The sequence below is a fragment of the Paraliobacillus sp. JSM ZJ581 genome, from assembly GCF_044383835.1.
Lineage (GTDB): Bacteria > Bacillota > Bacilli > Bacillales > Amphibacillaceae > Paraliobacillus.
Map to the genome: position 1 here is coordinate 230,094 of NZ_JBISEP010000001.1, position 25,627 is coordinate 255,720.

Annotated in this window: 30 protein-coding genes; all 30 read right to left on the reverse strand. The window is 34.3% G+C overall.

Annotated elements, in window-relative coordinates; genetic code table 11:
* Positions 1-4: 4 nt before the first annotated feature.
* The 30 genes from fliR to ACH6CY_RS01360 all read right to left on the reverse strand — a co-directional run bounded on the left by fliR (position 5) and on the right by ACH6CY_RS01360 (position 25,613).
* Positions 5-784, reverse strand: a complete 780-nt coding sequence (gene fliR / locus ACH6CY_RS01215) for a flagellar biosynthetic protein FliR (RefSeq protein ID WP_374065379.1) — start codon at positions 782-784, stop codon at positions 5-7.
* 4 nt (positions 785-788) lie between these two features.
* The gene (gene fliQ / locus ACH6CY_RS01220) at positions 789-1,058 is read right to left on the reverse strand and encodes a flagellar biosynthesis protein FliQ (protein ID WP_374065380.1); all 270 of its coding nucleotides are present in this window, start codon (positions 1,056-1,058) and stop codon (positions 789-791) included.
* A gap of 20 nt (positions 1,059-1,078) precedes the next feature.
* Positions 1,079-1,747 (reverse strand): flagellar type III secretion system pore protein FliP, encoded by a 669-nt coding sequence (gene fliP, locus ACH6CY_RS01225; protein ID WP_374065381.1) that lies wholly within the window; start codon positions 1,745-1,747, stop codon positions 1,079-1,081.
* Positions 1,740-2,438 carry a flagellar biosynthetic protein FliO gene (locus tag ACH6CY_RS01230; RefSeq protein WP_374065382.1) on the reverse strand — a complete coding sequence of 233 codons (699 nt, stop codon included), beginning with the start codon at positions 2,436-2,438 and terminating at the stop codon, positions 1,740-1,742. The genes fliP and ACH6CY_RS01230 overlap by 8 nt, the downstream gene beginning before the upstream one ends.
* 7 nt (positions 2,439-2,445) lie before the next feature.
* Positions 2,446-2,808 (reverse strand): response regulator, encoded by a 363-nt coding sequence (locus tag ACH6CY_RS01235; protein ID WP_374065383.1) that lies wholly within the window; start codon positions 2,806-2,808, stop codon positions 2,446-2,448.
* 19 nt (positions 2,809-2,827) lie between these two features.
* Positions 2,828-3,973: a flagellar motor switch phosphatase FliY gene (fliY, locus tag ACH6CY_RS01240; protein ID WP_374065384.1), complete on the reverse strand. Its 1,146-nt coding sequence runs from the start codon at positions 3,971-3,973 to the stop codon at positions 2,828-2,830.
* Positions 3,970-4,965 (reverse strand): flagellar motor switch protein FliM, encoded by a 996-nt coding sequence (fliM, locus tag ACH6CY_RS01245; RefSeq protein WP_374065385.1) that lies wholly within the window; start codon positions 4,963-4,965, stop codon positions 3,970-3,972. Before fliM ends, fliY begins: the two co-directional genes overlap by 4 nt.
* Positions 4,966-4,994: 29 nt before the next feature.
* Positions 4,995-5,414 (reverse strand): flagellar basal body-associated FliL family protein, encoded by a 420-nt coding sequence (locus tag ACH6CY_RS01250; protein WP_374065386.1) that lies wholly within the window; start codon positions 5,412-5,414, stop codon positions 4,995-4,997.
* Positions 5,404-5,625: a flagellar FlbD family protein gene (locus ACH6CY_RS01255; RefSeq protein ID WP_374065388.1), complete on the reverse strand. Its 222-nt coding sequence runs from the start codon at positions 5,623-5,625 to the stop codon at positions 5,404-5,406. Before ACH6CY_RS01255 ends, ACH6CY_RS01250 begins: the two co-directional genes overlap by 11 nt.
* A gap of 45 nt (positions 5,626-5,670) precedes the next feature.
* The gene (gene flgG, locus ACH6CY_RS01260; protein ID WP_374065389.1) at positions 5,671-6,567 is read right to left on the reverse strand and encodes a flagellar basal body rod protein FlgG; all 897 of its coding nucleotides are present in this window, start codon (positions 6,565-6,567) and stop codon (positions 5,671-5,673) included.
* Between the two features lie 85 nt (positions 6,568-6,652).
* Positions 6,653-7,021 (reverse strand): TIGR02530 family flagellar biosynthesis protein, encoded by a 369-nt coding sequence (locus ACH6CY_RS01265; RefSeq protein WP_374065390.1) that lies wholly within the window; start codon positions 7,019-7,021, stop codon positions 6,653-6,655.
* A gap of 26 nt (positions 7,022-7,047) precedes the next feature.
* Positions 7,048-7,497, reverse strand: a complete 450-nt coding sequence (gene flgD, locus ACH6CY_RS01270) for a flagellar hook assembly protein FlgD (protein WP_374065391.1) — start codon at positions 7,495-7,497, stop codon at positions 7,048-7,050.
* 10 nt (positions 7,498-7,507) lie between these two features.
* A complete protein-coding gene (locus ACH6CY_RS01275; protein WP_374065392.1) occupies positions 7,508-8,863 on the reverse strand; it encodes a flagellar hook-length control protein FliK in 1,356 nt (451 codons plus the stop codon).
* A 28-nt stretch (positions 8,864-8,891) separates the two neighbouring features.
* Positions 8,892-9,473 carry a MotE family protein gene (locus ACH6CY_RS01280; protein ID WP_374065393.1) on the reverse strand — a complete coding sequence of 194 codons (582 nt, stop codon included), beginning with the start codon at positions 9,471-9,473 and terminating at the stop codon, positions 8,892-8,894.
* Between the two features lie 5 nt (positions 9,474-9,478).
* Complete coding sequence (gene fliJ / locus ACH6CY_RS01285; RefSeq protein WP_374065394.1) at positions 9,479-9,925, reverse strand: flagellar export protein FliJ; 447 nt, start codon at positions 9,923-9,925, stop codon at positions 9,479-9,481.
* Positions 9,925-11,238, reverse strand: a complete 1,314-nt coding sequence (fliI, locus tag ACH6CY_RS01290) for a flagellar protein export ATPase FliI (RefSeq protein ID WP_374065395.1) — start codon at positions 11,236-11,238, stop codon at positions 9,925-9,927. Before fliI ends, fliJ begins: the two co-directional genes overlap by 1 nt.
* Positions 11,228-11,938 (reverse strand): flagellar assembly protein FliH, encoded by a 711-nt coding sequence (gene fliH, locus ACH6CY_RS01295; RefSeq protein ID WP_374065396.1) that lies wholly within the window; start codon positions 11,936-11,938, stop codon positions 11,228-11,230. Before fliH ends, fliI begins: the two co-directional genes overlap by 11 nt.
* 13 nt (positions 11,939-11,951) lie before the next feature.
* Positions 11,952-12,965 carry a flagellar motor switch protein FliG gene (gene fliG / locus ACH6CY_RS01300; protein ID WP_374065397.1) on the reverse strand — a complete coding sequence of 338 codons (1,014 nt, stop codon included), beginning with the start codon at positions 12,963-12,965 and terminating at the stop codon, positions 11,952-11,954.
* A 12-nt stretch (positions 12,966-12,977) separates the two neighbouring features.
* On the reverse strand, positions 12,978-14,576 hold the full coding sequence (gene fliF / locus ACH6CY_RS01305) for a flagellar basal-body MS-ring/collar protein FliF (protein WP_374065398.1): 1,599 nt from the start codon (positions 14,574-14,576) through the stop codon (positions 12,978-12,980).
* Between the two features lie 44 nt (positions 14,577-14,620).
* On the reverse strand, positions 14,621-14,899 hold the full coding sequence (gene fliE, locus ACH6CY_RS01310; protein WP_483874853.1) for a flagellar hook-basal body complex protein FliE: 279 nt from the start codon (positions 14,897-14,899) through the stop codon (positions 14,621-14,623).
* Positions 14,900-14,949: 50 nt separating this feature from the next.
* Positions 14,950-15,402, reverse strand: coding sequence for a flagellar basal body rod protein FlgC (gene flgC, locus ACH6CY_RS01315; protein WP_374065401.1), 453 nt, complete (start codon positions 15,400-15,402; stop codon positions 14,950-14,952).
* The gene (flgB, locus tag ACH6CY_RS01320) at positions 15,403-15,801 is read right to left on the reverse strand and encodes a flagellar basal body rod protein FlgB (RefSeq protein ID WP_374065402.1); all 399 of its coding nucleotides are present in this window, start codon (positions 15,799-15,801) and stop codon (positions 15,403-15,405) included.
* 419 nt (positions 15,802-16,220) lie between these two features.
* Complete coding sequence (gene codY / locus ACH6CY_RS01325) at positions 16,221-17,000, reverse strand: GTP-sensing pleiotropic transcriptional regulator CodY (protein WP_374065403.1); 780 nt, start codon at positions 16,998-17,000, stop codon at positions 16,221-16,223.
* A gap of 70 nt (positions 17,001-17,070) precedes the next feature.
* The gene (gene hslU / locus ACH6CY_RS01330) at positions 17,071-18,459 is read right to left on the reverse strand and encodes an ATP-dependent protease ATPase subunit HslU (RefSeq protein ID WP_374065496.1); all 1,389 of its coding nucleotides are present in this window, start codon (positions 18,457-18,459) and stop codon (positions 17,071-17,073) included.
* Between the two features lie 30 nt (positions 18,460-18,489).
* Positions 18,490-19,035, reverse strand: coding sequence for an ATP-dependent protease subunit HslV (hslV, locus tag ACH6CY_RS01335; protein ID WP_374065404.1), 546 nt, complete (start codon positions 19,033-19,035; stop codon positions 18,490-18,492).
* A 9-nt stretch (positions 19,036-19,044) separates the two neighbouring features.
* Positions 19,045-19,956 carry a tyrosine recombinase XerC gene (xerC, locus tag ACH6CY_RS01340; RefSeq protein ID WP_374065405.1) on the reverse strand — a complete coding sequence of 304 codons (912 nt, stop codon included), beginning with the start codon at positions 19,954-19,956 and terminating at the stop codon, positions 19,045-19,047.
* Positions 19,957-20,326: 370 nt separating this feature from the next.
* Positions 20,327-22,405, reverse strand: coding sequence for a type I DNA topoisomerase (gene topA, locus ACH6CY_RS01345; RefSeq protein WP_374065406.1), 2,079 nt, complete (start codon positions 22,403-22,405; stop codon positions 20,327-20,329).
* 121 nt (positions 22,406-22,526) lie between these two features.
* On the reverse strand, positions 22,527-23,429 hold the full coding sequence (gene dprA, locus ACH6CY_RS01350; protein WP_374065497.1) for a DNA-processing protein DprA: 903 nt from the start codon (positions 23,427-23,429) through the stop codon (positions 22,527-22,529).
* Between the two features lie 118 nt (positions 23,430-23,547).
* On the reverse strand, positions 23,548-23,835 hold the full coding sequence (locus ACH6CY_RS01355; protein ID WP_374065407.1) for an EscU/YscU/HrcU family type III secretion system export apparatus switch protein: 288 nt from the start codon (positions 23,833-23,835) through the stop codon (positions 23,548-23,550).
* Complete coding sequence (locus tag ACH6CY_RS01360) at positions 23,832-25,613, reverse strand: hypothetical protein (RefSeq protein ID WP_374065409.1); 1,782 nt, start codon at positions 25,611-25,613, stop codon at positions 23,832-23,834. Before ACH6CY_RS01360 ends, ACH6CY_RS01355 begins: the two co-directional genes overlap by 4 nt.
* Between the last annotated feature and the right edge of the window lie 14 nt (positions 25,614-25,627).

The window sequence follows — 25,627 nt, forward strand, 5'->3', positions numbered from 1 at the left end:
TTCATCAAGCTCCTCCAAATAATTTAATCAATACTTGTATCGCTTCGAGCATAAGCGTAAATAAATCCTTCACAATCGAGATGTACATAACTATAAACATTGATATAACAAACAGCGCAACTAAAATCTTAAGTGGTAACCCTACTACAAAGACATTTAATTGAGGAACTGTTCTAGCTATAATTCCTAATGCAACATCCACTAAAAACAAACATCCAACAATAGGAATAGCTAATTGAAAAGCAATCAAAAATAGTTGATTAAACGTATCAACAATAAATAGTGCGATATTTTCATTATTAAAATTAATGAATTGATCTAATGGAATCATTTCAAAGCTAAACATCGCGCCATTAAGAAGCAAATGATGTCCATCAACAGTCAACAAAAAAAGGATAGCTATCGTGTAAAAATATTGACCTACTAAAGGTCCTTGTGCACCTGTTTGAGGGTCAATGACATTGGCAATAGCAAAGCCCATTTGAAAATCAATAAATCCTCCGGCAATTTGGACAGCCGCTAAAATCATGTAAGCGATAAGTCCGAGTAGTAAACCAATCAGTGCTTCTTTCCCAATTAATAATAAATAGGAAAGATCAATTGCAATGTCAGGAGCTTCGATTGTATAAAATGTCACCACAGCCAAGAAAAAAGCGATACCAACCTTGAATTGATTTGGTACATTTCGATATGAAAAAATAGGGACAGTTGCAAAAAAAGCAGTAAATCGAACAAGTATAAGTAAAAAAGATGGTAAATAATTCAAATTAATCACTTCTAACATACCATTAACCTACAAACTGATTTAAATTTCGAAAAATATTACTAGCGAATTCGACCATGCGCACTAGCATCCATGGACCAAAAACAACTAGCCCAATCAACACCGCAACAATCTTTGGTATGAAGGCAAGTGTCTGTTCTTGAATTTGTGTTGTAGCTTGAAAAATACTAACCAATAAGCCAACAGTAAGTGCTAGTAACAACAATGGACCTGTAACGATTAACACAGTATAAATTCCTTGCTCCGCTAATGTAATGACATATTCTGCGCTCATCTTTTCACCTCTTCAAACAACTAACTAAATCCTTGCAGTAGTGATTCAGTTATCAAATACCAACCATCTACTAAAATAAATAATAATATCTTAAAAGGAAGTGAGATCATAACCGGAGGCAACATCATCATCCCCATGGACATTAAAACACTGGCTACAGCCATATCTATTACTAAAAATGGAATAAAGATCATAAACCCCATTTGAAAAGCCGTTTTTAATTCACTTATTGCAAAGGCTGGTATCAGCGTGGTTAAAGGAATGTCTTCCACTTTCTCTGGTTTCTCTGCTTCATTATATTTTAGAAACAAGGCTAAATCTTTTTGCCTTGTATGTTTTGCCATAAATTCCTTTAGTGGCATGCTTGCCTTGTTATAAGCTTCATCTAAAGTTATCTCTTCTTCAAATAGAGGTGTGATGGCCTCTTGATTCACCTGATGGAACGTAGGTGCCATAATAAAAAACGTTAGAAATAAAGCAATTCCAATTAAAACTTGATTTGGTGGCATTTGTTGTGTCGCCAATGAAGTTCTAACAAAAGACAAAACAACGATAATTCTAGTAAAACTAGTTAATAAAATAATAATACTTGGTGCTAATGAAAATACTGTTAACAGTAACAGTAATCGAACGGCTGTTGAAACATTACTTGGATCTGTACTTGAGAATAAGTCAATAAATTCATTCATATTTATCTTCTTCCTTGTGTTTATAACGATTGGTAACCTTTTTTCTCGTCTGTTTTAAATTATTTAATTCAGATTTAAACAGATGAGAAAAAGAGTCTGATATTTTTTCTTCGTTCTTTTCTTTTTTAATCGATAAATTGCTAAATGTACTGCCAAGTATTTTTGTTATGTGCGAACTATTTTCACTATCCGGGTTTTTTTCAGCAAAAAGTTTATCCTTTAAATCCTGGTCTTGTATTTCTGTTAGAAGTTCAATGTTTTCCCCAACACCGACCACAAATAAACGTTCACCTATTTGAATCACTTGAACAGATTTATTTGTTCCTAAAGGAATACCGCCTAAGTTTTTTAAAATGTTTGATTGCCTAGCAAATTTATTTTTTTTATTAATCAGTTTTAACATGCCGTAAATCAATCCAACAATTAGCAATAGTGAAAAGACGATACGAACAACAATAGTAAAAAAATTGGTTGATTGATCTTCTGAAATCGTCAAATCGTTACTATCTTGCTCTTTGTTCATTTGTTTACTGTTATTTTTTTCTTCTGAATCTTGCTGTTTATTTGCGTCATCATTAAGCCATTCATATACATTGTTATTGTCATTGTCTTGCGAAGCATTTATTGTATTAGGTAACGCAAAGAAACTTATCAGTAACAAAAAACAAATCATGACATATCTTTTATTCATTATCCACTCAACCTAATGCTTTTTGAATTGCTTCTATTACTCTATCAGCTTGAAATGGTTTAACAATAAAATCTTTAGCTCCAGCTTGAATCGCATCAATTACCATTGCTTGTTGTCCCATTGCTGAGCACATAATAATAATAGCATCGGGATTTATTTGTTTAATTTCTTTTAATGCCGTTATTCCATCTTTTTCAGGCATTGTAATGTCCATTGTTACTAAATCAGGTGTATGTTCTTTATACTTTTCTACTGCTTCATGTCCATCTTGTGCTTCCCCAACAACATCAAATCCATTTTTAACCAATATATCTTTAATCATCATACGCATGAAAGCTGCGTCATCAACAATTAATATGCTTTGTGCCATGTTAACCCCTCCATACCTTTTACTTTAATTTTTTTAATCTATCTGATTGACTAACAATATCTGTTACACGCACACCAAAATTTTCATCAATCACGACGACTTCACCTTGTGCGATTAATTTATTGTTTACATGAATATCTACTGGCTCACCTGCAAGCTTATCTAATTCAATAATAGAGCCAGAAGATAATTCTAAGATATCTTTCACTGTATGGGATGTTCTACCCAATTCTACAGTTACTTGTAGAGGGATATCTAACAACATATCTAAGTTTCGTTTTTCATGTTTAGGTAAATCCACTTGCTCAAAATTGGAAAATGAAGCGGAGTGCACTGTCGCACTTTCATGGGTACTTTCACCTAAATGTTTCGGCTTTACTTGTATATCTGAATTTGTTGCGCTAGCCTCATTCGTATGTTGTATATTTGACGACTGATTGCTTGTTTCAGTAGTTTGACTCTCATTATTTGTTGGAGGATTCAATAATCCATCTACCATATTTTTAGCAAACGGTATTGGTAATATTTGCATAATATTAGAATCGATTAATTCTCCAATTTTTAATTGAAATGAGACTTTAATTAATACATCATCATCAGGGATGTACTGATTATTCTTTTCAGTTTGTACATCAAAAATCATGATGGAAGGTGGTGATATGTCTACTCGTTTATGGAATACAGTTGACATACTAGTAGCCGCTGTACCCATCATTTGATTCATCGCTTCCTGTACTGCACTTAAATGAATGTCACTTAAATCTTCATTCGTTGTATGACCATCTCCACCAAGCATTAAATCTGCAATTATCGCAGCATCATTTGATTTCAACACAAACAAGTTCACACCTTCAAACCCATCTGTATATTGTACTTCAACACCAACATGTGGTTTAGGAAATTCATCAGCTAACTCATTTTGTTTAATGGTAGATATTGTCGGTGTTGTTATTTCTACTTTTTGACTCAATAATGTTGAAAGAGTTGTTGCTGAACTTCCAAATGATATATTACCAATTTCACCTAATGCATCGATTTCAACATCAGATAACACATCTTCTACTTCTGTTTTTGTGTCGTCACTTGAATTGCTTAACCCACTATCATCTGTACCATTAAGTAGCGCATTAATTTCATCTTGTGACAACATACCGTCATTCATCAATTGGATTCCCCCTTTTTTATTTCTTCTAATATCTGCACAGCTAGCTTATTCTTTTTCTTGCCTGGTTGCACGTAGAAAAGAGGCTCTTCATCAGCCAACAATACTAATGGATCTACAATAGACTGACTCAATTGTATGACATCATTCGTTTGCAAATTCAATAAATCATTCATCGTAATTTTAGTTTGCCCTAATAAAACTTGCATGTTTAATTTAGCTGCTTCTAAGTTTTTAGTTAAATCCTCGTACTCACCAGGTTTTCTTTCTTTATTATTTTCGGTCTGCATCCAATAATGGACAGATAATTTCGGTATTATTGGTTCTAGTACCACATGAGGAATACATATATTTATCATTCCGCTACTGTCACCTATCGTAGTATCTAATGACACGACAACGACCGTCTCATTCGGTGATACTAGTTGTAAAAATTGTGGATTTACCTCAAACTCCTCTAGCATTGGATCGATATCAACAAAAGAGGACCAAGCTTCTTGCAAGTAATCCAAACCATTTTCAAAAAGCTGTGTCATTAAAGTGGATTCAATTTCGGTAAGTGAATCTACTTTGTTAACACTTCCGCCTTGCCCTCCTAACATGCGTTCAAGCATTGCATACGCAATATTAGGATTAAATTCAAAAATAATTCTCCCATTGAGTGGTGACATACTATAAACATTTAATATTGTCATTGTTGGTATAGAGCGAATAAATTCTTCATATGGGATTTGATCAACCGATGCTACTGAAATATGTACGTATGTTCGTAATTGTGCAGAAAAATACGTCGTCAACAATCGCGCAAAATTTTCATGTATTCGTGATATACTTCTTATTTGGTCTTTAGAAAAGCGGAGTGCACGTTTAAAATCGTACACACGTACTTTGTTAGTTGCTTCATCTTGCCTGAGTTGATTTGCATCCATCTCTCCGGATGATAGTGCAGATAATAAAGCATCAATTTCATTTTGTGATAATATTTCATCTGCCAAACTTCTTCACCTCCTCGACAGGAGCCCTATCATTGTATAATTTTACTAATAATATATACATCGATGATCTTACCATCATCCATAAGCTCATTCATTTGATCTTTTAATTTAGTTTCTAGTGTTGATAATCCTTCTTGAAAATCTTTTTCTGTCAAATCAACCGACTCTTTAATTAAGAAGTTTTTTAATTGAAATTGTCGATTAATCACTTCTTTTTTTGCTTTTTTACTGTCTGTAATCAATTGAAATTGCACCTGTACGAAACTATCATCTTTTAAGTCTGTATTCATTTCCTCTGTTGTATGAGAATATTCTACCATCTCTTTAATACTTAACTCGTCAGATGTTTTATCATCATTGTTAAGAACGATATAAGCAATTGCTCCAACGCCAGCAATAGTGATAATAATTAAGCTTGTTATCATTGTTTTAAATAGTTTAGGATTCATCTTTTTCACTCACTTCTTTTTGAAATCCTTGTATACCAATCTTTTGGTAATACTGATCGACTGCTTCAATCACTTCAGAATGTGTTTCTCGAACAACGAGTTTCTTTCCGTTTATTAATGTTATTGTTGTATCAGGAAAGGATTGTATTTGCTCAATATACAATGCATTTAGTGTAAATGTTTCCCCAGTGAATTTTGTAATCTCAATCATTTGTATTTGGAGCAAGTTTGTTAGACTTGCTCCATGCCCCCTTTATTATCGTTTCAGGTTAACCAACTCTTGAAGTATTTCATCTGAAGTTGTTATAATTCTAGTGTTTGCCTGAAAACCTCGCTGAGCAGTAATCATTTCAGTAAATTCTTCAGCAAGGTCAACATTAGACATCTCTAATGCACCTGATACTACAGAAGCAGATCCGTTACTTTCTGGAATAACTAAATCAGCAAGATTATTGAAAACTCCGTCATCAGTAAATACTCCAGAGTTATTTGTTAATTGGAACGTATTTGATCCACTTTTTTGTAAACCACCTGGATTTGAGAATGATGCCAAGCGAATTTGCCCCGCAACCTGTACATTGTTATTCTCATCAACATAGTTCACCGTACCATCTGCAGCTATACTGAAGCTAGCAGCATTAGCTGGAATTTGGATTCGACTCAAATCTCCACTTAAAGCCATATCCCCGTTTGCATCCGCAGTAGCACCTTCCCCTAATAAATACAGCCCATTCGGATTAACGATATATCCATCATCATCTAAATAGAAATTTCCAGAACGACTAAAGCTAATATCTGATGCTTGCATGTCAACGTCGTCCGAGGCATCTAGACCTCTTCCTAAAACAAACATTCCATCACCTTCAAGTGCCATATCTAACGTTCTGTTCGTTGTTTGACGATTACCTTGTGTTTGAATATTATCAATCGAACCTACCTGCGAACCTAAACCTACTTGTGATGGGTTAATACCTCCTCGAATAGTTGTTGGAGCTTGTGCACCTGACATCGTTTGACTCATCATATCTTGAAATGTAACACGACCCTTTTTGAAACCGGATGTATTAACGTTTGCAATATTATTACCAACAACATCTAGCTTTGTTTGAAACCCTCTCATTCCTGAAATACCAGCATACATTGAACGTAACATGTAACATTCATTCCTCTCATTTATAAGTTATAAAATGGCTGTTTCTATCATTCCACAGCTCTCGGCTTCCCGGATAGGGTCCAGCCTAATCAATGACTATTGTTCCGTTGATGTTTGTAAAAATGCGGCTTTGCATTTCTTTTCTATCCAATGCTGTAACTACGGTGTTATTCTTCACGCTAACAAGTAATGTTGCCTCGTCCGTTATAACAAGTGAATCAGTAACACCTTTTTGTTTCGCTTCACTTACTTTCTCAAAAATGCTCTCCCATTTTGATGCATCAATCCTAATGTTTCTTTCATCTAAACGTGTTTGAGCATGCTTGCTAATTTTAAAAGATTGGGCACCTGTTAATACATCTTTAAAATTTGTTTTATTTTCAGTTTTAACTGTTTTATTTGGTTTGTTTGGCAATAAAACATGTTGGTGCACCTGTTGGATACGATGATCCATAATAATCCCCTCTCTAATTTTTAGAACTACTCGTTAGCAGGCTCTTCAATTTTGATAACCTCATCTGTATAAATATTTTGACCATTTTCTAGTTCTAATACGGCAAATCCTTTTTTTTCACTCACCGCAATAACGGAGCTTGTTATTTCTTCTTTTGGTTCAACGATTTCCCCTGTTTCCTCATCAAATTTATAAAAAGTCACTTCTTTACCGATTAAATGACTATACTGTATAACCGGAGACACCGATTGATTATTTACTAAATAACTAATCGACTGGTTCATATTCATCATTTGTTCTAACGAAGAAAATGTTGCCATTTGTGAGATAAATTCTTTATCTTCCATTGGATTTAATGGGTCTTGGTTTGCAAGCTGAGCCATAAGAATTTTCAGAAATTCATCTTTACCTAAATTTGAGCCACCAGTCCCTCTGGGCTGATTGCTTAAATAATACGATGGGTCAATTTTTGTCACCTTACTTCACCTACACTTTCTCATTCATCAGCAGCTCTTGAAAACTTAATGATTCATCCGTTGTTGGTTCATCTCGCTTATTATTCGCATCATCTTCTTGATGAGAGGATTCTGACATTTGCTCACCAAATTCCCCCTGTGCATCTTGTTGTGATAATTGAAATTGCTGCGTTTCTTGTTTTTCAATAACAACTTGTTGTGGAGAGAACATATGCTTTAATTGTTGTAAATTACCTTCTAACGCATCTTTAGCTAATTGCGTAGTTGTTGTAATCTTAACAAGCATTTCACCATTTTGTTGAATCATTTTAACTGTTATATCTCCAAGCTGTCTTGGATTTAAGCGTAGCAATAGCTCATTTGATCCTTTTGCCTTTGAGAAAAACTGACTTGATTTAAGAATTTGCTGAAATTTTTCTATTAACTCATTCTGTGTTGCTTTTGTGTTACTTGTATTTGATTGATTCATATAGACTAGATATTGTTCAACTTTTGAGATAGATTGACCAGTTGCATTAGGTATTGCTGTGTTCGTTTGTTTTATATCACTTGCTTCATTGGAATAGTTGGAGAGGGCATTTTTAACCCATTTAGCAACATCTGTTGAAGTCACTGTTGCATTAGTTTGATATGCTCCCTTTACAGCACCATTCAATCTTTTTTGGTAAACATGCATCAACTGGTTCCATAATTTAGCTTCAGCACCTTTTTGATTTGACAACACTTGATTAGCAGTATTCGATGAAGTATGGTTCATCTCATTCCATTGCTTCATTAATTTTAGTAATTGAGCACTCAGTTCATTGGTCGACCCCTTAGCATTTATCTGTTGCAGTACATCCTTTATTTGACCCCATAACTGGTTCGCTTTTTCTAAAATTGTTTCGCTACTATCCATTGGTTTTATTGACGATTGAGCAAAAGCTAGATTTTGTACAGTAAAAGCATTCTCCAAATCAAGACTTTGTTGTGTCTGAATTTGTTGATTGTTGCTAATGTACCAATGTATTATAGCTGCATCGATTTTATTCAATCCATCTATATCTAGTTTTTCTTGTAGCGCTGTTAACTCTTCTTGGCTTAATTGTTCCGAGAATTGCTCTAATTGTTGCGAATCAATTCCTAATAGCTGTAAAATATGTTCTTTATTTTGATCAAACTGCTGTAAAAATTGTAATAAATCTTGTTCTGACGCATCTTTACTTGTTAACATCGTTCGAATAGAACTAGATCTATTCGTGAGGCCGCTATTGGAGATAACTTTAAGTATGTTACCAAATTGACCCTCACTTTCTTGCTTAGGTACATTTAAATTATGAGCCATACTTCGTGTTGAAACGTGTGTTAATAAAGTACCGATATGCATTTTTTCACCCCCTTTCAACTTTAAATGGTTATTCTAACAAGCTTTTTGTTAATTTGGCAGCAATTTCTGCATCCATTTGACTCAAGACTTCTCCACGATCTTCATCTTTCATTTCGTTTAGTATCGCGGTGGTCGTTTCCAAATCTACACTAGCTAATATAGATGCAGCGCGATCTGGTTTCATTTCTTCATATGACTTTGTTAGCTTTGTTAAATTTTTTATTTCTTTTTGATCCACTTCTTTATTTTCAGTCGCTTGTGCTAACTGCTCTGTTAACTTCACAACCTCTTGATTCAATTCGTCAATTGTTTGACTTTGAGAAGACACTTCCACTTCTAATGTTTCAATTTTACTATCTTTTTCAGCTAGTTGATTTTTAAAGTTATCCTGCTCCCGAGCTTTATCTTCTTCTTCTTGGGTTGTAACTACTGTTGATATTATAGGAACTTGATTTGCTATTTCCTTTGATTTATTAATGACATCAATCCCCATTAAAGACAGAACAATAGATAGTACAATGATTAAGAAAATCAGTGGGACGATAATGACTAATACCCATTGAAAAAAACCTGCTTTTTTACGTTTTGTTTTTTCTTGTGTTTGAGCCATTTAATTCACCTAATTTCATTCTTTAAAAACTGTCGCATCGACGTTTCATCTAATTGTTTTGATTCTTTATATAAAATACTATTTTTTTTATTTAATTGTTTAGTTTCAACAATCTTTTCGATTTTTTTTACTTCTACATGAGCTGCTGTCAAGTTATCCTGTTTAAGTTCCATTTGAGTTCTTGCTTGATCAACTTGAGCTTGGATATGCTTTATTTTACTTTTTATCCCGTCGATATAAGCATGGTGAGTCGCTAACGTCGTCACGGTACCAGTAGACTCTAAGTAGTAATTATATTGAGCTTGCACTTCTTCCTTTTTTCTCAACAACTGGTACAATGTTGTCGCTACAGTTTCAAATTGATCAACAGATTGTTTGTATTCCATCTGTGCATTTTTTTTCAACCGCTCTTGGTGGGATAGTATTTTTTGAAAAGCGTGTATTTCTGCCATTAATTAACCCCTCCATACAACGTTTCCTTCATTATCTCAAATGCCTGTTCCCTTGAAACTGCTTCGTCCATTTCTTGTTTTAAAAAGCGAATGACTTTAGGATGAAATTGAATCGCATGATCGACTTCTTTACTTGCCCCTTTTTTATATGCACCAATTTGAATAAGTTCATAATTTTCCTCATACGTTGCTAAAATAGCTCGGATTTCTTGTGCTAATTGTTGTTCTTTTGTTGATGTGATTTGTGGCATAACACGACTAATTGATTTAAGTACATTAATAGCAGGATACTGTCCTTGTTCTGCTAATTTTCGATCCAAAACAAAATGTCCATCCAATATTCCTCTAGTTGTATCTGCAATTGGATCATTTAAATCATCTCCATCAACTAGCACGGTATAAAAAGCAGTAATCGTTCCCTTACTGCTTGTACCCGTCCTTTCTAACAACTTTGGCAACATGGCAAATACAGAAGGTGTATATCCTTTTGTTGTAGGTGGTTCACCGATTGCCAACCCTACTTCTCGTTGTGCCATCGCAACTCTAGTAACAGAATCCATCATTAAATTCACATTGTAGTTTTGGTCTCTAAAATATTCAGCTATTGCTGTTGCCGTATAAGCACCTTTAATTCGCATTAATGCAGGCTGATCAGATGTTGCAACAATGACAATAGATTTTTTCAAACCTTCTTCACCAAGGTCTTTTTCTACAAACTCTCTAACTTCTCTACCTCTTTCACCAATCAAAGCAATGACGTTAATGTCAGCTTCGCTATTACGAGCAATCATACCTAGTAAAGTACTTTTTCCAACGCCACTTCCAGCAAATATCCCCACGCGTTGACCTTTCCCTACTGTTAATAAGGTATCAATCGTTTTAACACCAATTTGGATTGGTTCTAAAATTCTCGGTCGTGCTAAAGGGTTGGGTGGTGATTGTTCTGTATGATAAGGTAGCAATCCCTTTGGTAACGCTGATTCGTCCAATGGTTCGCCAATCGCATTAACTATATTCCCAACCAAACCTTTTCCCACCTTGATTGTCAAAGGGGCATTAGTCGCTTCCACCAAACTTCCTGGACTAATTTCATTAATAGAAGCATATGGCATGAGCAGCACATTTTCATTATGAAAACCAACCACTTCAGCTAAAATTTTCGTTGTATCTGACGTATGGATGTAGCAAACATTGCCGATACTGACAGATGGTCCGACTGACTCAATCATTAGTCCAATCACACGCTTTATTTTGCCATAATATTTATACAAATCAGCTTGCTTCACATGTTCCGCAAAACGTTCAAGATTCACTATCCATTTCCTCCAACAACGCATGCAATTGATTGCGTAGATTTTCAAGTTGTGTATCTATACTTGCATCAATTTTCCCAATTGGAGTCTCTATAACACAGCTCCCCACCTGTAATGTATCATCAGGATAAAAGCTTAACTCTATTTTTGGATCTACGATAGAAAAAAGTTCGTCTTTATATTTTTGGCAAATAAGATAATCATCTGGATGTGCATGTATTTGAATGGTAGGTTGTTCTCTTGCTTCTTGTAACACACTTTTAACTATTTCTATGTAAGCATCTTTGTCAACAATTGATTGATGAACAATTTTCGTTGCGGCATCTAAGCTTATGTTTAAAATAAATCGTTCATTTTGAGTTATCATTTCCATTCGTTCAGCCCTAGTGATGTCTATTATTTTTTTTGCTTCATGAATTAAATTTTGATAATTTAATAGACTTTCTTGTTTGCCTTGTTCAAAACCAGCGTTGTACCCTTCTTCTTTTGCTTGCTCAATCCATGTTAACTTTTCTTCTTGCCATGCTATTTTCTCTGCTTCTATTTGCTTGTGTTTTGTCTCTATCCATTCTTGGGTGTCTTGTTTTTGTTCTTGTAATTGCTGTTCAGCTTTTGTAATTTGAACAAATTTATCTTCATAACTCTGTTGCTCTTCTTCCACATCTATTTTTGGTAAATGAATAGGTCTAAGACCAATCACTTTGCGAGAAGGACTACACAATAATATCATCTCCTCCACCGCGAGCAATTACAATTTCTCCAACCTCTTCTAAACGACGAATAGCAGAAACAATTCGAGTTTGAGCTTCCTCTACATCACGCAATCTGACAGGCCCCATAAATTCCATTTCCTCTTTAAAGGTTTCAACCATTCTAGTAGACATGTTGCTAAACGCAACTTCTTTCACTTCATCACTTGCTACTTTCAACGCTAAGCGGAGGTCATCATTTTCAACTTCACGAACAACACGTTGAATCGCCCGGTTGTCTAATGTAACAATATCTTCAAAGACAAACATACGTTTCTTAATTTCTTCTGCTAATTCTGGATCTTGAATTTCCAATGCATCCAAAATTGTTCGCTCTGTACTACGATCTACCCCATTTAACACTTCAACAACTGCTTGTATCCCACCAGTTTGTGTGTAATCTTGGGTAACCGTTGCAGACAATTTCCTCTCTAATATTTGTTCTACTTCATTAATTATTTCCGGTGAAGTAGAATCCATTAATGCAATTCGCTTTGCAATATCAGCTTGCATTTCTTGAGGAAGTTCTGAAAGAATTTGACCAGCTTGCTCTTTTTCTAAATAAGACAAAATAAGTGCGATTGTTTGCGGATGTTCGTTTTGAATAAAATTCAAAATTTGACCGGGTTCAGCTCTTCGTGCAAAATCAAATGGTTTAACTTGTAGAGAGGAAGTCAAACGATTAACAATATTTGTTGCTTCCTCTGCACCCAATGCTTTTTCTAGCACTGTTTTAGCATAATTAATCCCACCTTGAGTAATATAGTCTTGCGCTAATGCAATCTGGTGGAATTGATCTAGCACTACTTCTTTTTGATCTGATTCTACTTTTTTAACAGATGAAATTTCTAATGTTAGTTTTTCTATTTCTTCTTCCGTTAAGTGTTTGTAAACTTGAGCAGAAACATCTGGACCTAATGATATTAATAGAATCGCAGCTTTTTGTTTTCCTGTCAGTTTTTTATTTCGTACGACCATAAAGGTTTCCCCCTAATCTTCTGCAATCCAGCTGCGTAGTAATTTGGCAAATTCTTCAGGTTTGTCTTTTGCCATTTTTTCTAGCTGCTTTCTTCTAATAGATGATTCTGTATCAGCTTTGTTTTCAATATCTGGTATCTCAATTTCATTCTGTACGTTTACCTCTTCACTTATAACTTCATCTTCTGTTCTTCTTTTTCTAACAATGATAATAATTAAAGCAATAATACCAATTAATAAGATGGCACCAATAATATAAACCCAAGTCGGTATCCCTGTCATTAAAGGCTTTTGTCCTTGTGTGTGATTAAAGGTTTGGAACACAATAGAAGTTTTTTCTTGAGGATCAATATCCCCATATGTTTCATCTACAGACGTTGATATAATTGAATCTAAAATAGATGCAATACTTGCCTCTACATCTGCTTGTTCTTGTGCCGTTAACAACTCCGGTTCTCCATTTTCAGCAAGTGTTTCCTTTGAGTTATCTACTGCAATTTGAATTCCTAAATCGCGAACTTTATATGGACTTTCAACAATTTCACGTGTAATACGATCGAATTCATAGTTGATAGACTCCTGAACCATTTCGTACTCCCCGTTATTTCCATCTTCAGTAGCAGGATAGTTAGCTATGTCTTCTTCCCCTACCCCTGGTGTTCCTGCTGCTGCGGCTCCTTCACCTGTATACGTTTCTGTAATAGTTTCTACACTAACTGGTAATCCTTCTTTTTCTTCTTCATCCACTGGTTCAACAATTTCTTCTATACGATTTTCTTTTGTGAAATCAACGTCAGCTGTAACAGAAGCAACAACTTTATCTGCACCAATCATTGTTCCAAGTAATTGCTGGACACGGCGCTGGATATCACGCTCAATGTCCTGTTTTATTTGTTGCTGTGTTGCATATGTATCTCCACTTCCAATATTTTCTGATCCTTTTTGATCATAATAATTAAAATTTTGATCCATGATAACAATATTATCAGTAGCTAAGTTAGGTACTGTTTTTGACACTAAATGATAAAGTGAATTAATTTGACTTTCATCAAATTGATATCCCGGTGTCGTAGTGAGCACAACTGAAGCTGATGCTGTTTCTTGATCATCACTTATAAAAACTTGCTCCTGTGGTAAATTGATCATGACAGTTGCATCTTCAATACCGGAGATACCAGTAATTAATCCGGCAAGTTCTGTTTGCATCGCGTCTAATTTCATCACGTCAAATTCGTTATCTGTCATCCCCCACGAAGTATTCTGGCTAAAAAATGAGTAGTCAATACTACCACTATCCGGAATACCTTGGGCAGCTAAGTCAACTAATAACGTATCCGCTTGGTCGCTAGGCACCATAATGGTTGAACCTGACTCTTTTAATTCGTACTTAACTCCACGTGCATCTAGTTCAGCTTTTATCTGACCAATTTCTTGAACAGATAAATTATTATACAGTGCAACCATATTTGGCCTAGCTAACAAAAGTGTTCCGCCTATAACGATGACGAGAAACAAAATAATCATAGAAAAAAAGAACCCTTTTTGTTTTTTTGATTTTGCTTGCCAATAATCTATTATATTATTTTTATAGTTTTCTATTTTTTGTTTCATCCTCTGCCTCCATAAAACATAAGCAACGCATCTTTCATTTTAAATTAAATCTGCATTCTCATTATTTCGTTATAAGCATCTATTGCTTTTTTTTGCACTTCTATTGCCGTATTCAAGGTGATACTAGCCTTCTGAGCAGTGATCATTACATCATGTAAGTCATCAATCTCACCGTTAACTAAAGCTTTCGTCTTCTCGTCCGAAACTATTTGTGACGTGTTTAATTGGTTGATTGCATCTTTCAAACTTGAAGCAAACTGTTTTTGCGCCTTATTGGGCGATACGCTTTTTGCTTGGTCAGCTTGATTCAACGAATGAGGCATCAATTGCAAACTTTGAATCCCACTAGTCATTATTCACATCCCTTTCATAATCATTTCCCTATTTCTAATGCTTTCATTAACATACCTTTAGTAGCATTAAGCGATGTCACGTTTGCTTCATATGACCTTGTTGCACTCATAAGGTCAACCATCTCTTCTAGCGTATCCACGTTTGGCATTGCTACATAACCTTCCTCGTTAGCATCAGGGTGGCTTGGGTTATACACCATTGTAAATGGTTCATCATCCTCAGATATACTTGCAACTCTAACTCCTGATCCAATACTTGTATTTTTTGTCGCTTTATTTAGGTATGATGAAAAAGGTGTGCCGCTTTCTTGAAAAGTAACCATTTTTCTTCTATATGGCTCATATTCCCCTTGTTCATTAACGGTCGCCCTTGTTGTTTCCGCATTGGCGATATTTGATGATATCGTGTCCATGCGCAATCGTTGTGCAGTTAAAGCACTAGCACTCGTATTAATAGAATGAAATATACTCAATTACGCTCCTCCTCCACGAATAACGGTCTGTAAACTATTAAATTTACCATTTAAACGATCTACCAATGCTTGATAGTAAAGTTGATTTGTTGCTAGTTCAGACATTTCTTTATCAATATCGACATTATTCCCATTATGGTTGTACTGTGTATTTTTACTAGCTACAACTTGAAATGGTTGATTTTTTGTTCGGTTGAAGGTAAGATGTTTTTCATGTGTTCGTTTTGCTTGAAATTCAGTATCTAATTGTTTATGTAACACATCTTTAAAGACAACGTTTTTTGTTTTATAATTTTCAGTATCAACGTTTGCTATATTATTTGCGATTGTTTGATTTTTCAATGTTGAATAGTTTAATCCACTTTGAAGTGCACTAATTGATTCTCCAAATAACGACATACATTAACACCTCCTATAAATAACCCTTATAAAAATGTATTTTATATCGAATATTGTAAATTAAATATCATAAAGTGTCTATCCTATTTATGGATATACTAACTATAGTTTCAACCTAAATTGATTAATTGAGTCAAAAGTACTATCATGATGCGCTCATATTTCTAAAAAAAATGAAACGTATGTTTTACTGTCTAGAGTATCTAAGCGTTTATACATTATTGAAAATCGCTTGAAAGACGATATTATAAGTCATTTCACTTATACTAGTCTTATTTGCTCATTTTTTGTAATAATTAAGGTTTTTTTATATTTTAGGTTTAAGTTTGTGTTTAGGTTTTTTTGTTTTCTATTACTATTAGATGGAATTTTCAGCAAAAAAAAGACGCTTTTTTTAAAAGCGTCTTTTCACATATTAATTAATTTGATTTGATTCGTTGTAACTCCACAAGGAACTTATTATTTAGTACTTTGATATAAGTTCCTTTCATACCAAGTGATCTAGATTCTATCACACCTGCACTTTCTAATTTCCTTAAGGCATTAACGATAACCGAACGAGTAATACCTACACGATCTGCAATTTTACTTGCTACAAGTAAACCTTCATTACCATCTAATTCTTCAAATATATGTTCAATCGCCTCTAATTCACTATATGAAAGTGAACTTATTGCCATTTGCACAACCGCTTTGCTTCGTGCTTCTGTCTCAATTTCTTCTGTTTTTTCATGTAAAATCTCCATACCAACTACAGTTGCACCATATTCAGCAAGTAAAAGGTCATCATTGTTAAAACTATCAGTTAAACGACTTAATATTAAAGTCCCAAGTCTTTCTCCCCCACCTATGATAGGCACAAGCGTCGTTAGCCCACTTTTAAATAGTTCACGATTTTCTATAGGAAAGGCAGTGTACTTACTGTCAATATCAATATTCGAAGTAGTTTCATTAATATTAAACAAGCTATCTGTATACTCCTCTGGAAACTGCCTGTCTTCTAACATAGCTTTCATTCTCGCGTTTTCAATTTGCTGATTAATGGCAAATCCTAATAACTTTCCCCTTCTACTCACAACAAAAATATTTGCAGTAATTATATCTCTTAATGTAGCTGCCATCTCATTAAAGTTTACTGATTTCCCTGTTGTCTTCTGTAATATCGAATTGATTTTTCTAGCGCGATCTAATAGTTCCATTGTGCTCCTCCGTTCTCATTTAAGTTAAAATGATTTTCAATGTTGCTGTTGTTTAACTATATTAATTATCTTAAAGGATATATTGACTTAAATCTTTATCCTTAACAATTTTACCCAGTTTGTCTTCTACATAACCTTTAGTTATTTCAATTGTTGGCATTGTTACATCTGACGCTTCAAATGATAAATCTTCTAATAACTTCTCCAAAATGGTATGAAGTCTTCTGGCACCAATATTATCAGTTTCTTGATTTACTTCATAAGCAACTTTTGCAATATTTGTAATAGCTTCATCAGTAAACACTACTTCAATGTCTTCTGTTTTTAAAAGTGCTTGATATTGCTTTAACAATGCATTAGATGGCTCTATTAAAATACGTTTGAAATCATTAATTGATAACTTTTCTAGCTCTACCCTTATCGGAAATCTACCTTGTAGCTCAGGAATTAAATCAGAAGGTTTAGCCATATGAAAGGCACCTGCAGCTATAAATAGAATGTGATCTGTTTTCACTGGACCATACTTTGTCACAATCGTCGATCCTTCAATAATCGGTAAAATATCACGTTGCACCCCTTCACGAGACACATCCGCTGATTGCTCTGACTTACCCGCAACTTTATCAATTTCATCAATAAAAATAATACCTGATTGCTCAACCTTATCTAAGGCGACTTGAGTTACCTCATCCATATCAATTAATTTTTGTGCCTCTTGATGGATTAATACTTGCCTTGCTGCTTTTACAGGTAATTTTCTTTTATGTTTTTTCTTTGGCATGAATGCCCCTAGCGCATCTTGCATATTCATCCCCATTTGTTCTATTCCCGAACCTTGTAGCATATCAAACATATTAGCTGATTGTTCTTCAACCTCAACCGTAACTATTGTATCCTCTAGCTCCCCTGATGCTAATTGTTGAGCAATTTGTTTGCGCTTAGTTTGAATTTCTTGGTTTACTTCAGCAGATTTTTCTTCTGTTTCTTCTGATGTCTGCTCATTATTAAAAAGCATTTCAAATGGGTTCTTGACTTGAGTTTGTTGTTTTTTTGCAATTGGAACAATTAGCTTGATTAAGCGATCATTTGCATGCTTTCTCGCTCGTTCTTGCACTTGTGACATTTTTTGTTCTTTCACCATTCTAATCGATGTCTCTACCAAATCACGCACCATTGACTCTACATCTCTACCTACGTATCCAACTTCAGTGAATTTTGTTGCTTCTACTTTTAAGAAAGGGGCACCAACTAGTTTGGCTAAACGTCTTGCTATTTCAGTTTTACCTACACCTGTTGGACCAATCATTAAAATATTTTTTGGTACTATTTCATCCTTTATACTATCGTCCAATTTTGAACGACGATAGCGATTTCTCAAAGCTACTGCCACTGACTTTTTCGCTTGCTTTTGACCAATAATAAAACGATCTAATTCTGCGACAATTTGTTTAGGTGACATACCTACATCCACCTATAAAACCTCCTTAAACTAATCAATAACTTCTAATGTTATTTGATCGTTCGTATAGACACAAATTTCACCAGCAATCTCCAAAGCTGATTGTGCAATTTCTTTCGCGGATTTATCACCACTATAGCGCTTCAACGCTCTGCCTGCCGCTAACGCATAATTCCCACCCGAACCAATGGCTAAGATACCGTCATCAGGCTCAATTACTTCCCCTGTTCCGGATACTAGAAGTAATGTCTCTTTATTCATCACAATCAACATTGCTTCTAATTTTCGTAACACTTTATCACTTCGCCATTCTTTAGCTAATTCGACTGATGATCGTTGCAAGTTTCCATTAAAAGTATCTAGTTTCGCCTCGAATTTTTCAAAAAGTGTAAAAGCATCGGCAACAGATCCAGCAAAACCGGCTAATACTTGGCCTTTAAATAATTTACGAACTTTCCTTGCAGTATGTTTCATAACGACCGCATTTCCCATCGTCACTTGACCATCACCACTCATCGCACATTGACCGTTATGTTGGACTGCAAAAATCGTTGTTGCATGAAACTCATTACTCATCCTATCACCTCAATTTCTTTTTGCTCTTGGATGACTATCCATATAAATATGACGTAAACGATCCGTTGTTACATGTGTATAAATTTGTGTAGATGAAAGGTGTTCATGTCCAAGTAGTTCTTGAACACTTCGAAGATCAGCACCTGCATTTAACATATGTGTGGCGAATGAATGTCGTAATTTATGTGGGTGTAGTTTAATTGTAAGAGCTGCATCTTCTACCATTTTATTTAAAATTAACCGAATTCCTCTTGATGTAATCGGTCTTCCCCTTGCATTTAAAAAAACTTTATCTGTGCTTAATTTAGATTTATCTAATAATTTCTTTCTTCCGTCTTCCATGTAATCGGTTAACGCCTTAGCAGCGAAACTGCCAAATGGAACATACCTTTCTTTTCGACCTTTTCCTAATACTAAAATCGTTTGTAAATCTGAATCAATTGCATTTAGCGTAAGATTAGCGCATTCACTTACACGCACTCCCGTAGCATACATCACCTCTAAAATCGCTTGATTTCGTTGACCTAATGGTGTAGAGAGGTCATTAATTAAAAAAAGCTTTTCTAATTCTTCTTCATATAGAAAATTTGGAAGACGAGATTTATCTTTTGGTAACACAAGTTGCATAAACGGATTATCAGTAACTACATTTTCTCTTTCTAGGTAGGTATAAAAACTCCTTAAACTAGAGATTTTCCGAGAAACACTAGATCTTGCAAGTGATTTATTATATAAAGTAGTCAAATATAATCGAACCGTTTGATGTGTTACATGATGTAAATGCGCGATCCCTTCCGCATATAAAAATTGATAAAATAAATCAATATCTTTTTTGTAGAAATCTATCGTATAATTTGATGCATTTTTTTCTATTTGAAGATAGGATTGAAAAGATTGAAGTTGTTTTTTAAATTCGTCCATTTGCACCTCCACTAAGCGATTAAAGCTTAACATAACTATACTGACGATGCAATAAATTTTACCAAATTACCGAAAAATTCTGAAAGGTTTTCACTATTAAAGTTTGATGCATTTTTCTGTAAAGCAATATTACTTACCAATCGAGAATTATAGCCTGTTGTATCTTAGATGTCAAACAATATTTTTAATAGGATCATTTTTCGCACTATTAAGATTAATCATTACTATTGATTTCCTGTTTTTTAATGTCCTAAACCATTTTTATTTAAACTAAACAAACTTGAAAATTTTCATGTTCTTATAAATCACCCCTTACTATTAAGAAGCATATGAAAAAGAAGTTGCCCTCAGGCAACTTCTTAATAGTCATTTATTTCTGTGCTTCTTCTTTATAATCACAAGAAGAACATTGTATTTGCACGCCTTTTTTAGATTTTTTCTCTACGAGTAAACTTTGACATTTCGGACATGGACGAGCAATTGGTTTTTCCCAAGATAAGAAGTCGCATTCCGGATAATTATCACATCCATAAAACGTACGTCGCTTCTTTGATTTTCTTTCTACGATATTACCTGTTTTACAGCTTGGACATTTTACCCCTATTTCTTTAAGTATTGGCTTCGTATTGCGACAGTCGGGAAAATTAGAACACGCTAGGAATTTTCCATATCTCCCCATTTTATAAACCATTTCATGACCACATTTTTCACAGTCAATACCTGCTGGTTCATCTCTAATTTCTATTTTTTCCATTTCTTCTTCTGCTATTTTTAAACGTTTTTCAAAACCTTGGTAGAACTGATCAATTATTTCTACCCAATCTATCTTCCCGTCTTCGATATCGTCTAAATCACCCTCCATTTTCACTGTGAAATCAACATCTATAATTTGAGGGAAAAATTCTTTTATTAAGTCAATAACGATTTCTCCTAATTCAGTCGGTACAAATCTTTTATTATCTAGCGAGACATAACCTCTTCGTTGAATCGTGTCTAAGGTTGGAGCATACGTAGACGGTCTTCCTATTCCCTGTTCTTCCATAACTTTTACTAGTCTTGCTTCTGTATATCGTGGTGGCGGCTGAGTGAAGTGTTGATTTGGCTTAATCTCTTTTGCTTCCACAACCATGCCTTCCTCTAATTCAGGCAAAAATTTATCTTCTTCTTTTTTATTATCATCTGTTCCTTCAATATATACTTTCATAAATCCTTTAAATTTAATTTTGGATCCACTTGCTCTAAACATTACACCATTTTGGCTCATCGTAACGGTCATAGTATCCATAACGGCTGGTGCCATCAAACAAGCAATGAAACGATCCCATATTAGTTTATACAAGCGATATTGATCTCTAGTCAATATCGTTTTCAGTGTACTTGGATTGCGAAAAGCCGATGTTGGTCGGATTGCTTCATGCGCATCTTGCGCTCCATCTGATCGCTTTTTTTCAGTTACATTTCCAATGTAACTCTCACCATAATTTTCACTAATATAATTCTTACCTTCTTGCTTTGCTATATTAGACAATCTAGTAGAATCTGTACGCATATAAGTGATTAATCCTGTAATTCCACCATCTTTTTTTCCTAAATCAATTCCTTCATACAATTGCTGTGCCACCATCATTGTTTTTTTAGCTCTGAAATTTAATTTCCGAGCCGCTTCTTGCTGTAATGATGATGTCGTAAAAGGAGCAGAAGGGTTTCGTTTTCTTTCTTTTTTCTGTACTTTATCAACTTTGTATTGATTACTTGTTAATTTGGCTTGTATTTTTTCAACTACTTCTTTGTTAGGTAATTTTGTTTTTTTACCATCAATACCGTAAAAAGAACCTTCAAAGCTAGAAGTACCTTTCATAAATATGCCATCAATAGACCAATATTCTTCTGGTTTAAATTGATTAATCTCTCTTTCTCTATCAATAATCATTTTTACTGCAACCGACTGAACACGTCCTGCGCTTAGTCCTTTTTTAACCTTTTTCCACAATAATGGGCTAATATTATAACCGACTAAGCGATCAAGAATTCTCCTTGCTTGCTGTGCATCAACTAAATCCATATTAATTTTTCTTGGATGTTTGAAAGATTCTTTTATTGCATCTTTTGTGATTTCATTGAAAACGACACGACACTCAGAATGTTGATCGATATCCAAACTATGTGCAAGGTGCCAAGCAATTGCTTCACCTTCCCTATCAGGGTCAGCAGCAAGATAAACTTTTTTCGCTTTTTTGGCAGCGGTTTTCAATTCTTTTAAGACAGGACCTTTCCCGCGAATTGTGATGTACTTTGGGGTAAAGTCATTTTTTTCATCAACACCCATTTGGCTTTTCGGTAAGTCACGTACATGACCCATCGATGCTTTTACCCTGTATTTTTTTCCCAAATAACGTTCAATTGTTTTTGCCTTAGCAGGTGATTCTACTATTACTAAATAATCTGACATTTCATTTCCTCCCAGGAGGGTTTCTTCTTTTATCTATTTGATAAATCTTCACTATTATTAAATACTTCTCACCACTTTGTCAAACATAACCTGTTTTATTTGATTAAAAATAAGCTTCATATTAATGATTATTCATCAAATTCAGTCCCCATTTTTCCTGGATTTGGTTCCAATCCTCAATTAAATCATAGGTGTTTTGAACTAACTTCGCGCCATCTTGAATCATTTTATGACAACCTTGTGTCTGGGATAATAAAGGGTTTCCTGGTACAGCATAAACTTCTCTACCTTGTTCCAAAGCTTGATCTACAGTGATTAATGAGCCACTTTTTTCTTTTGCTTCAATTACAATAGTTCCAAAGCTTAATCCACTAATAATTCGATTCCTTTCTGGGAAATGATATTTTTTCGGAGGTATATCTGGAGGGTATTCAGAAATGACTAATTGGTTCGTAATTAACTTTTCAAATAATGCTTCATGCTGCTTTGGATAAACATGATTCAAACCGCTTCCGAGAACTGCAATTGTTTTACCTTGATAATAATGTGCTAAACGATGCGCGAACCCATCAATTCCTAAAGCCATTCCACTAACAAACAACCACTCTTGTTTAATTAATGGCCCTAAAATTGACAACATTTTAAACTTTGCCTCTTTTGAAGGATTCCTTGTTCCCACAACACTTAATGATGGTTGATACGTTAACAAATCTCTTTGTCCAAGTCCATATAAAACAAGTGGTGGGTCGGGGATACACCTCAATGATGACGGATAATCTTCATCCGATATCGTCCAAACATGATATTTTTCTAGATCATTTTGTACTTTTTCTAAAATTTTGGAATTATAAAGGTTGGAATATAATCTATCCGCTTGATCTTTTGAAATAAAGAGCGATGCTTGCATGTCTGTTGGAGTCCATTTATAGAGGTGATCTAGGGTTGGGTCTTGCTGTAAAAATCGATGAATCAGTTTTCTTGAAGTGAAACAAGCGTGATAAAGATGAATAAGACGAAAGCGCATGTGTTGCAATATACTTCACTCCTAATTGAAAACAACTCAGCTTGCTAGATTCCTATTGCTGAGTTGTTTCATGCTTTTTTGTATATAGCTTTATTGTATAAAAGCACTGTATGTTTGTCTATTCATTTTTTTCTATATTGGTTTGCTTATCCACTTGATAAATGAAAGCAAATACTTCTGCGACAGCTTGATATAGTTCCTCTGGAATCTTTTCATTTATATTTAATTTTGCTAATAACTCGATTAAAGTATGATCCTCTTGAATAGGAACGTTAGCATTTTTAGCTCGTTCTATAATTTCCTCTGCTATTAAACCAGTTCCTGTTGCGGATACTTTAGGAGCTGTATTTTTTTGTTCATCATAACTTAAAGCTACTGCTTTTTTTGGTTTGTACTTTTCTGTCATACCCGAACATCCACTCCTGTTTTAGAAACAATATGATTCTTTGTTTTCAATAATTGATGCTCTATCTCTTCAGAAAATTGCTTGAATTGAATTGACATTAATTTATATTCTTTGTTTTGTAGACCGTCTTGAAGCATCGGCTCTAACTGATCAAGCAATGGAATAATTTCTTGATTTTTATTATATACAGTTAAATTAATTTTTCGATTTAAAACTGACATATCAATGCATGTATCACCGATTTTTTCCAAAGATAAAAAAAAGACAATATGACAGTAATCTGGATCAATCTGATTACTCTCATTCTTTTTACTATCCATATTAATTGTTATATTTTGATTAGATCCTAAAAATCCCGGCAATTGAACACTAGTTTGGATGAACGCTCCTTCTTCCTGCACACTGGACAATTGCAATCCATTTAATGTATTGATCAACTGTTCAGATTCGCCTGTTTTTGCTGATGAAGCTTGCAAGAGCAACTGCTTTAGCGAAAAATTGTGTTTTAATTCAACTACATCATTTTTCGCTAATTGGTATTCATCAAGGACACCTGAAAAATTCAAAAAATGTTTTAGTTGTAATAAAAATTGATCTTTTGTGCTTATTACATTATTTCTTGTTAATGTTAAAAGTTCAATCACTTTATTTTCAGCTTGTTGTGGCAGTTGTTGATCTGCCACGCTTTTCAAGGTTGACAAAACAGGTTCTATGTTTTTCCATTCTGGATTCAATCTCCAATTAGTAAACGCTGCCCGCTCATTAACAGGAAATAAACTAGCTAATCTAGTACCTAAATGATATTTATCTAAAAATACTTGTAACTGTCGTTGCGCTTTAGTTTGAAGCTCATGATTTTTTCCAGAATGAACCATGGATTCCACTATCTTTTTAAATTGTGACATTTGCTGGTCTGTCAAACCTAACTGCCTTGAAAATGTTTCACCAAATTTTTTACTAATGTAGTTTTCCCCATGTTGATTCACTATTGATTGAAGCTGATTTTTTATCTCTTTTGTTTGAGTAGTATCTAAATGATTATCTAATAAACCAACTTGCTTCAAAGTGTGTAACATCGCTTGATCTCCCTGATTCATTTGTTGCTGAATCAACTGAACGACTTTTGACATATCTCGATTACTAGTCATTCCATAAATCATACTTTCAATACGATTTAATAACAATTGTTTATCTTTGATTGGCTGATTACTGGACTGCAATTGTTGATAGATCTGATAAAGCTGTTGCTGAATAGATTCCGTTTTTACACTCGTTAATGATCGATAAACAGAAGTGGTAATCGGCAATTGTTTTGCCATCATATCCAACAAAAATGGCATAGATGTTTTTATATTGTTTTGTTTTAATTCTAATGCTTGTCCCAGGCTTCTAGGGTTAAAAGTAATTTGTGATTGAATTAATTTTTGAATGAATTGTAAGTTTTCTTTTGTCATTGGCAATTGGAGTTGTTTTAACAAAGCCGCTGCTTGCTTCTCTAATGATTGCTTTCCTGATTGATCTATCAGTACTTTTAGATGCAATAGTTGATCATTTTCTTGTACTTGAAACCAATAGTTATTTTTTAAAGTTAATGCCGTTTTTAACTGTGCAATAACTTGCTGGTCTCCTAGTTGAATCATCGCTCTTTGATTAGGATAAATCTCTAGCACTTTTCCCGATACTATTTGCCCAACTCTTAATGTATTTACTTTCGCTTGAGTCTGGTTCATTGTTAATAAACGAGATGTAGAAAATGAATGCGATGAATAAATAGACAATTTAAATTCTCCCT